The sequence below is a fragment of the Streptomyces tricolor genome, assembly GCF_002155905.1.
In the GTDB taxonomy this organism is placed as follows: Bacteria; Actinomycetota; Actinomycetes; order Streptomycetales; family Streptomycetaceae; genus Streptomyces; species Streptomyces tricolor.
Genome location: NZ_MUMF01000779.1, coordinates 1 through 8193 on the forward strand (window position 1 = coordinate 1; position 8193 = coordinate 8193).

The 8193-nt window shown below is 71.9% G+C and carries 7 protein-coding genes and 2 pseudogenes; 4 read left to right on the top strand and 5 right to left on the bottom strand.

Annotation, left to right across the window (positions count from 1 at the left end; translation table 11 throughout):
* Both CCN44_RS39335 and CCN44_RS39340 read left to right on the top strand, forming a co-directional pair.
* Positions 1 to 370 (top strand): annotated as a pseudogene (locus CCN44_RS39335) (hypothetical protein); the annotation flags it as partial.
* 285 nt (positions 371 to 655) lie between these two features.
* A complete protein-coding gene (locus tag CCN44_RS39340; RefSeq protein ID WP_059248121.1) occupies positions 656 to 862 on the top strand; it encodes a DUF5999 family protein in 207 nt (68 codons plus the stop codon).
* Positions 863 to 1016: 154 nt separating this feature from the next.
* Here CCN44_RS39340 and CCN44_RS39345 read toward each other — a convergent pair whose 3' ends face one another.
* From CCN44_RS39345 to CCN44_RS39365, 5 genes are all read right to left on the bottom strand, one after another.
* Positions 1017 to 2087 carry an endo-1,4-beta-xylanase gene (locus tag CCN44_RS39345; RefSeq protein ID WP_086703886.1) on the bottom strand — a complete coding sequence of 357 codons (1071 nt, stop codon included), beginning with the start codon at positions 2085 to 2087 and terminating at the stop codon, positions 1017 to 1019.
* 43 nt (positions 2088 to 2130) lie between these two features.
* A complete protein-coding gene (locus CCN44_RS39350) occupies positions 2131 to 2964 on the bottom strand; it encodes a carbohydrate ABC transporter permease (RefSeq protein WP_059248123.1) in 834 nt (277 codons plus the stop codon).
* Entirely contained in the window at positions 2961 to 3959 is a 999-nt protein-coding gene (locus tag CCN44_RS39355; RefSeq protein WP_086703889.1) for a carbohydrate ABC transporter permease, read from the bottom strand. The genes CCN44_RS39350 and CCN44_RS39355 overlap by 4 nt, the downstream gene beginning before the upstream one ends.
* 6 nt (positions 3960 to 3965) lie before the next feature.
* Positions 3966 to 5261 (bottom strand): extracellular solute-binding protein, encoded by a 1296-nt coding sequence (locus CCN44_RS39360; RefSeq protein ID WP_059248125.1) that lies wholly within the window; start codon positions 5259 to 5261, stop codon positions 3966 to 3968.
* A 167-nt stretch (positions 5262 to 5428) separates the two neighbouring features.
* On the bottom strand, positions 5429 to 6916 hold the full coding sequence (locus tag CCN44_RS39365) for a glycoside hydrolase family 43 protein (RefSeq protein WP_086703892.1): 1488 nt from the start codon (positions 6914 to 6916) through the stop codon (positions 5429 to 5431).
* A 199-nt stretch (positions 6917 to 7115) separates the two neighbouring features.
* On the opposite strand from CCN44_RS39365, the gene CCN44_RS39370 reads away from it, so the two are divergent.
* Together CCN44_RS39370 and CCN44_RS39375 are read left to right on the top strand one after the other, a co-directional pair.
* Positions 7116 to 7646 carry a universal stress protein gene (locus tag CCN44_RS39370; RefSeq protein WP_059248126.1) on the top strand — a complete coding sequence of 177 codons (531 nt, stop codon included), beginning with the start codon at positions 7116 to 7118 and terminating at the stop codon, positions 7644 to 7646.
* A 211-nt stretch (positions 7647 to 7857) separates the two neighbouring features.
* A pseudogene (locus CCN44_RS39375) lies at positions 7858 to 8193 on the top strand (hypothetical protein); the annotation flags it as partial.

Genomic DNA, 8193 nt, shown 5'->3' on the forward strand with positions numbered 1-8193 from the left:
CGCGGTGGCCGCGGCCGAGACCATGCTCACCCCCGACGGCTGGACCTTCTCGCACTTCTTCGAGGGGCCGTACGTCACCTCCACCGAGCGCGCCCTGCAACAGGCCGAGACCCTGCAACAGCCGTACCAGGCAAGGCTGTTGTCCGTACCCGGCCTGTACATGCTCACCCTGTGGCTGCACGGCGACTGCTCCGGCGACGGCACCGAGGGCCATCCGGCCGCCACGGATCTGCTCGTCCCGCTGGCGCCGGCGCCACCCGGCATCCCGGCGCACCGTCCGTTCCGGGTCGCCGAGTTGCTTCCGGTGCTGACCCATCGGGCGACTCCTCTCCCACTGCTCGGCTCGCCCGCGCTGGGCTCGCCTGCCTGACCCCCGCACGCGTACCCCGCTCCCCGGAAGGGAAGCGGGGTACGGCCGTACTCGGGGCCTCCGCCGGCTCCGGCCGGTCGGACTAGTCCCATCCGGCCACTGCGAACCACCCAAAGTGACAGTGCAGTTGGACTGAACCGTCCGCGCGGGTGACGCGTCCTGAACCTGTGAGAAGCGGTGCTGTGAAATCCCTGCGGAATGACGCCCAGAGGACAACACTGGACTACGACCGACTCATCATCACGGGGGACGGACATGATCACGTCAGAGCGAAAGATCCCGCCCATGTGCCAGCACCAGCCACCGTGCCCGCCAGCCGAATCCGCCGACCGGGAGTCCGCCCGTCTCGTGGCGCACCACCCGGAGCAGGGGTGGAGCCTGCTGTGCAACGGCGTCCTGCTCTTCGAGGACACCGGTGAGCTGCTGCCGGACGGCCGCATCATCGCCCCGCACCGCCCGCTCGGAGCGGATCAGGTGATGACCGCCGCCTGACCACGGCACAGTGATCTGAGGGGCCGGCCGCACTCACCCGGTGCGCACCGGCCCCGACCCATGTCCGGTCGGGGCCGCGAGGGCGCCCCGACCCGCCGCGCGCACCACCGGCCGGCGGTGCGGGACCGGGAGGCGGGGGCCGGGGAGCGGGACGCTAGCGCAGCGCTTCCCGCAGCGCCTGGTAGGCGGGCTTGGGACGCAGCTCCTCGTCCCACGGCAGCGCGGCGCCCTCGCCCGGGAAGACCGCGGGGATCCAGGAGTACTTGTCCGTGTAGTCCCAGATGGTCACCCCGACGCAGCGGCGCACGGCCAGGCAGGCCGCGGTGAGGTCCCGGTACCAGGTCGCCTGCTCGGCCAGCTTCTCCTCGGTCGCGGGCAGCTGCATCCGCACGTCGACCTCGGTGAGCGCGGTGTCGAGGCCAAGGCGGGAGAAGCGGCGGAGGTTGTCCTCCACGGTGGTGGGATAGCCGTACTGCAGGGCCAGATGGGCCTGGAAGCCGATGCCATCGAGGGGCACCCCCTGGGCCTTCAGTTCCTTGGCCAGCCGGTAGTAGGCGTCGCTCTTGGGGCCGGTCGCCTCGATGTTGTAGTCGTTCAGGTAGAGCTTGGCGTGCGGGTCGGCCTGGTGGGCCCAGCGCAGCGCGTCGGCGATGTAGCCGGGGCCGAGGGTCTTGTACCAGATGGTCTCGCGGTAGCTGCCGTCCTCCTCGAAGGCCTCGTTGACGACGTCCCAGGAGTACACCTTGCCCCGGTAGTGCCGGACCTCGGCGGTGATGTGCTTCTTCAGCACGGCCCGCAGTTCGCTCGCCGTCCACTGCCGGGAGGTGAGCCAGTCGGGCAGCTGGCTGTGCCAGACGAGGGTGTGGGCGCGGACCTTCTGGTGGTTCTTCCGGGCGAGGTTCACGATCTCGTCGCCGCTCGTCCAGTCGAAGACGCCCTGCTGCGGCTCGGTGGCGTACCACTTCATGCCGTTGCCGGGCGTGATCATGTCGAACTCGCTGCCGAGGATCTTGGTGTAGGCGGTGTCGGTGAGTTCGGGGTTGTCGGTGGCACTGCCGAAGTACCGGCCGTGGCGCTCGGCGAGGTCGGCGAGGGTCGGCTGCCCCGCCTGCGCGGGTGCGGCCGGTGCCGTCGGTACGGCCTGTGCGGCGGGGCCGGTGGCCAGGCCGGCGGCCACCAGGACGGCCGCGAGGGCGCCGACGATTCGGGAGCGTGCCGTGGGCATGGTGGGACTCCTGTCTCCGGATCGGTGGGAGGGGTCATGCGGCTCAGCCCTTGGTGGCGCCGGCGGTGAGGCCGCCGACGAGCTGGCGCTCGGCGACCGAGTAGAAGGCGAGGGCGGGGACCATGGCGAGGACGAGATAGGCGAAGACCCGGGCGTACTCCGCCGAGTACTGCCCCTGGAACTGCTGGACGCCGATGGGCAGGGTCCACCACGTGCTGTCGGTGAACACCAGCAGCGGCAGGAAGAAGTTGTTCCAGCTGGTGACCACCGCGAGGACCGAGACGGTGCCGAGCGCCGGCCGGGCCATGGGCAGCAGCACCCGCCAGAAGAACCCGAACGCGCTGCACCCGTCGAGCGTGGCCGCCTCCTCCAGTTCGCCGGGGATCTCCCGGAAGAAGCCGCGCAGGATGATGATCGTCATCGGCAGCGCGTAGGCGGCCTGCGGGAGGATCACGCCGAGCGGGTTGTCCAGCAGGCCCAGGGAGCGCAGCAGCAGGAACAGCGGCAGGGCCGCGACCGCGAAGGGGAACATCAGCCCCATCGTGAAGACGGTGAACAGCACCTCCCGCCCGCGGAAGGCGAACCGTGCGAAGGAGAACGCCGCGAGGGCGGAGACGGCGACCACCAGCACGGTCGTACCGACCGCGATCAGCGTGCTGTTGCCGACCAGCCGCCAGAAGCCGCCCGCGCCGAGGATGTCGGTGTAGTTGCCGGTGAGCCAGTGCTCGGGCAGCCCGAACGGGTTGCGGGACAGCTCGTCGGTGGACTTGAAGCCGGACAGCACGGCGTACAGCAGGGGTACGACCATCACCGCGCCGACCGCGACCAGGACGAGGTGCAGCGGCAGGGCGCGTACGCCCTTGGTCCTGCGGGTCACGTGCCGTCTCCCCTCATCGTCGTGGTGGCCCCTTCGAGGTCGCGGCGGAGCACGAACCGCTGGTAGGCGAGGGCGAAGACGAGGCAGATGCCGAACATGACCACGCTGATCGCGCTGGCGTAGCCGACCTGGTAGCGCTTGAAGCCGAACTGGAACATGGTCACGGCCATCGTCTCGGAGTGGTGGTCGGGACCGCCCTGGGTGACCACCCACACCAGGTCGAACAGCTGGATCGACCCGATGACGGACAGGAAGACGCTGATGCGCAGGGTGGGCGCCAGCAGCGGCAGGGTGACGTTGCGGAAGCGCTGCCAGGGCCCGGCCCCGTCGATCAGCGCCGCCTCCGTCAGCTCCGCGGGGATGGACTGGAGTCCGGCCAGGTAGAGCATCATGTGGAAGCCGAAGTACTTCCACATCATGACCAGGAAGAGCGTGGCCATGACGGAGGAGGGGTCGGCGAACCACTCACCACCCAGCCCGTCCAGCCCGACGGCGCCCAGGACGTGGTCGGCGAGTCCGTCGTCCGGGGCGAAGACCATGCTGAACAGCACGCCGGTGATGGCCTCGGAGAGCACGTACGGCGCGAAGAACAGCATCCGGTACACCGCCCGGCCGCGCAGCCGCTGGTTCAGCAGCACCGCCATGGCCAGCGCGAACGGCAGCTGGAGGGCGAGCGAGAGCACGACCAGCACCAGGCAGCGCCACAGGTCGCCGAGGAAGACGTCGTCCTGGAAGAGCCGGGTGAAGTTGTCGCCGCCGATGTAGTCGGAGGGCATGCCGAAGCCGCCCCAGCGGAAGAAGGCGGCGTACAGCGCGAACAGCATCGGCAGCAGCACCAGCCCGATGAACAGCACCAGCGCGGGCAGCTGGAAGGCGACCGCGGTGAGCCAGTTCAGCGCGCGCCGCCGCGTGCGGGCACGGTCCGCGGGGACGGCCGGGGCTGGCCGGCCGGCGGCCGGGCCGCTCCGCTTGTCCGGGAGGAAGGTGGAGGTCATCGCCGGCTACTGCGCTTCCTTGGCGGTCCTGGTGATCGACTGCGCGGCCTGTTCGGGCGACTTGGAGCCGGCGATGAGCGCGGCCACGCTGTCGTTGATCTCCTGGCCGACGGCGGGCGCGTAGGCCTGGTCGAGGTAGAGCTGGAAGCCGGTGGCGGCCTTCAACTGGGCCTGTACGGCCTTGAGGTTGGGGTCGGTGAGCGCGGCCTCGGCGGCCGGGACGACCGGCAGCACCCCGGTCTTCTTCACCAGTTCCTGGTCGGTGGTCCGGGAGGCGAAGAACTTCAGGAAGTCGACGGCGGCCTGCGGGGCTCCCCGGCGCAGGGCGTGGCCGCCGCCTCCGCCGAAGACCTCGGTGATCTTCCCGTTGCCGCCCTCGACCTCGGGGAACGGGAAGAAGCCCAGGTCCGCGCCGAGGCCCTTGCCCGCGTCCGCCTCCACGACCGGGGCCCACTGCCCCATGAGTTCCATCGCCGCCTTGCCGTTGCCGACGGTGGCGGCCTGGCCGGTCGGGGTGGAGTAGGCGGCCCCGAGGTAGCCCTTCTGGAACGGCTGGAGCTGCACCAGCTCCTTCAGGTGCTGCCCGGCCCGCACGAACCCGGCGCCGGTGAAGTCCTTGCTCTCGCTGGCCTTCTGGAGCGCCTCGACACCGGCGGTGCGCATCGCCAGGTACGCCCAGTAGTACATTCCGGGCCACTTCTCCTTGCCCGCCAGGGCGAGCGGCGTGATCCCGGCGGCCTTCAGCTTCCGTACGGCGTCCAGGAAGCCGCTCCAGGTGGTCGGGGGTGTGCTGATCCCCGCCTTCTTGAAGAGCGCCTTGTTGTACCAGAAGCCGATCATGCCGATGTCGAACGGGATGCCGTACGCCTTGCCGTCCATGAGGTACGGCTCCTTCGCGACCGGCAGCAGCCCGTCGGCCCAGGGCTTGGTGACGTCCGTGAGGTCCTCGACCAGCCCCGCGTCGACCTGTTGGCGCAGCACGCCGCCGCCCCAGGTGTGGAAGATGTCCGGGAGCTTCCCGGAGGCGATCAGCGCGGTCATCTTCGACTTGTAGGCGTCGTTCTCCAGCTGGACGATCTTTATCTTGACCGTGGGGTTGTCGGCCTCGAACTTCTTGGCCAGGCCGGCCCAGACGGTCTTGGTCGGTTCCGTGGTCGAGATGTTCCACCATTCGATCGTGGTCGTCCCCGAGGACGACCCTCCGTCCGAGTCGCCGCCGCAGCCGCTGAGTGCGGTGGCCCCGAGACCGGCGGCGACGGAGGCCGCCAGGAAGCCGCGGCGGGACAGTGCAGGGTCGCCCATCTTGCGCTCCTTCGAAACTTTCGGCGTTGCTTCGGAGAGGTTCCCGACAGAGAAAGCTGGCCCACCGGAAGCCGCCGACAGGGTCGTTCGGCCACCGGTGGGCCGAAACATTCGAGTGATTTCCCGAACGTTCCGAACCGCGACTCTAGGAAGGCGCGTGGGGAGCGTCAAGGTGTCGTGCACGAGGTGAGGGGCGCGTAGTCGAACCAGTCGAAGGCCGCGCGGCCCTCGGTGACGTACATCCCGATGACACGGCCGGTGAAGCCGGCGGCAACCTGGGTGGAGAGATAGCGGCCGTCCAGTTCGGCGAGCCGGACGGTTCCGCCGGCGGTCTCGACATGGAAGACGAGGGTGTCCGGGCCGTGCTGCGGTCCCGGCCGGCGGGTGGCGCGGATCTCGACGGCCAGGGTGAGCGGGCCGTCGGGCACCGGGTGTTCGGCGACGCGCTGCCGCAGCGGGCCGATCCGCGCGACGACCGCCGCGGTGCCCCGGCCGACCTCCAGGTCGTAGTGGTGGGCCTCGTCCAGCCGCACGGACAGCCCGGCCCGGGCGGCGCCCGGCTCCAGCAGCGTCGCGGCCCGGCAGTCGTGGTGCTGCTGGCGGCGGCCGACGAAGGTGTGCCCGGGCCGGTCGAGGCTGTCACCGGTGGCCGTCAGGGTGAGCCGGCCGGGCCGCTCGGTCAGCGACCAGCAGCCCTCGGGCCTGCGTCGCGGCGATATCCAGTACGGCGCGAGCACCGGGCCGGTGAAGTCGTCGCGCACCGGCGGCGGTTCGACGGGCGCCCAGGCGGCCGGCGCCGGGTGCCGCTCGCGCACCGGGCCCACCCGGGGCCAGCCGTCGGCCCACTCCACCGGGACCAGGAAGGTCTCCCGGCCGAGGACGTGGAACTCCGGGAACCAGCCGCGGGGCCGGGTCCCCAGCAGCACCATCCACCAGCCGCCGTCGGCCGCCTGCACCAGGTCGCCGTGGCCGGTGCACTGGACGGGCAGGCCGGTGCCGCGGTGGGTGAGCAGCGGGTTGCCGGGGGCCGGTTCCCAGGGGCCGCGCGGCGAGCGGGCGCGGGCGGCCGAGATCCCGTGCCCGAGGCCGGTGCCGCCCTCGGCGAGCAGCAGGTACCACCAGTCGCCGATCCGGTACAGGTGCGGGGCCTCCGGGTCCCTGAGGCCGGTGCCGGACCACAGCGGCAGCGGGCCCTCCAGCACCCGGCCGGTGCGCGGGTCGATGCGGGCGACGCTGGCCCCGGCCGTCGCGCACCAGCAGTTCCCGTCCTCGTCCCAGGCCAGGTCGGGGTCGATGCCGGGCAGGTCGATCCGGACCGGGTCGGACCAGGGGCCCTCGGGGCGGTCGGCGGTGACGAGGAAGGTGCCGCCGGCGCCCTCGGCGGTGGTGATGACGTGGAAGCGTCCGTCGTGGTGGCGGATGGTCGGCGCGTAGATGCCGCCGGAGGCCGGGACGTCGTCGGACAGCGCCAGCTGCCCCGGCCGGTCGAGGACGTTGCCCAGCTGGCGCCAGTGCACCAGGTCCCGGCTGTGGAACAGCGGAACGCCGGGGAAGTACTCGAAGCTGGAGCACACGAGGTAGTAGTCGTCCCCCACCCGGCACACGCTCGGGTCGGGGTGGAAACCGGGGATGACGGGGTTGCCGTAGGTCCGCATGGTCGCCTCCCGGAGGCGTTCGAAAGTTTCGGTCCGAGCGCCGAATTTTAGTGGCGGGGCGACGGAGATGGTGAGAGTCTGCGAGCCGCCGGCTGGTCGAATCGCCGCCGCGGGAGTGGGATGGAAGGGAGCGAGGACCTTGCAGACGGGCACTCCTGCGGTCGCCTCGCCGCCGGTGCCCGTCCGGAACGGATGAGTCATGTCCGGTAACGACGCCCCGGTGGCCGGGCGCGTGGTGGTGGGGGTGAGCGGCTCCTTGAACAGCGTCACGGCGCTGCGCCGGGCCACCGCGCTGGCCCGGCGGCTGGGAGCCGAGCTGTGGCCGGTGCTGGCCTGGGAGCCACCGGGCGGTGACCCCGCCGCGCGGCGGGGCCCGGCCGCCGGTCTGCTGGTCGAGGAGTGGCAGCGGCTGGCCAAGCAGCGGCTGGCCTCGGTGCTCGAGGAGATCTTCGGCGCTGAGGACCCCGGTGCGCCGATCCACGCGGTCGTCGTGCGCGGCTCCCCGGGCCGGGCCCTGGTGGCGACGGCGGACCGGGAGGACGACGTCCTGGTCGTGGGCACGGGCCGGCGCGGCATCCAGCGGGCCTTCTCGGGGCGGGTCTGCCGGCACTGCCTGTCCCACGCCCAGTGCCCCGTCCTGGCGGTCCCCCCGTCCCCCCTGGAGTCCGAACTGCTCTCCGTCCACCGCCGCAACACCTGGCACCTGCGCATCGACACCCGGGGACTGTGAGCCCGCCACCCCGAGCGGAGCGCGGCCGTCCCGAGCGGAGCGCGACCGTCCCGAGCGGAGCGCGACCGCGGCGTCCGGCACAGCGCATCGTGCCGTACGGGGCCCGGCCGCTCCGCCGGCGCTGCCGTCCTGTCAAGAACGCGGGCGCCCGCCCGTCAGGGCACCGTCAAGGGGGGACAGGGAGGGCCGGCGGCGGACTACCGTCTCTCCCATGGAGCACCGCGACGACACCCGCCCCCAGACGACCGGCCCGTACCCGTCCGGCGCCGGGACCGTGGTGTACGACCGCGACTGGGCGCCGGACGTGCGCCGTTCGGTCCGGTGTGCCGGTGCGCTGTTCGGGCTGCTGCTGTGCGTCGACCTGACGGCCGGCGAGCTGATCTGGTGGCGCGGTGCCCTGTGGTTCGCGCTGGCCCTGCTGCTGCTCCTCGTGCTCTTCCCGGTCCGCGTGTCGGCCGGCCCGGGCTGGCTGGCCACCCGCCGCCTGCTGCGCACCCGCCGGGTCCGCACCGATCTGCTGACCGCGGTGCGCCCGCTGGACGGTGTC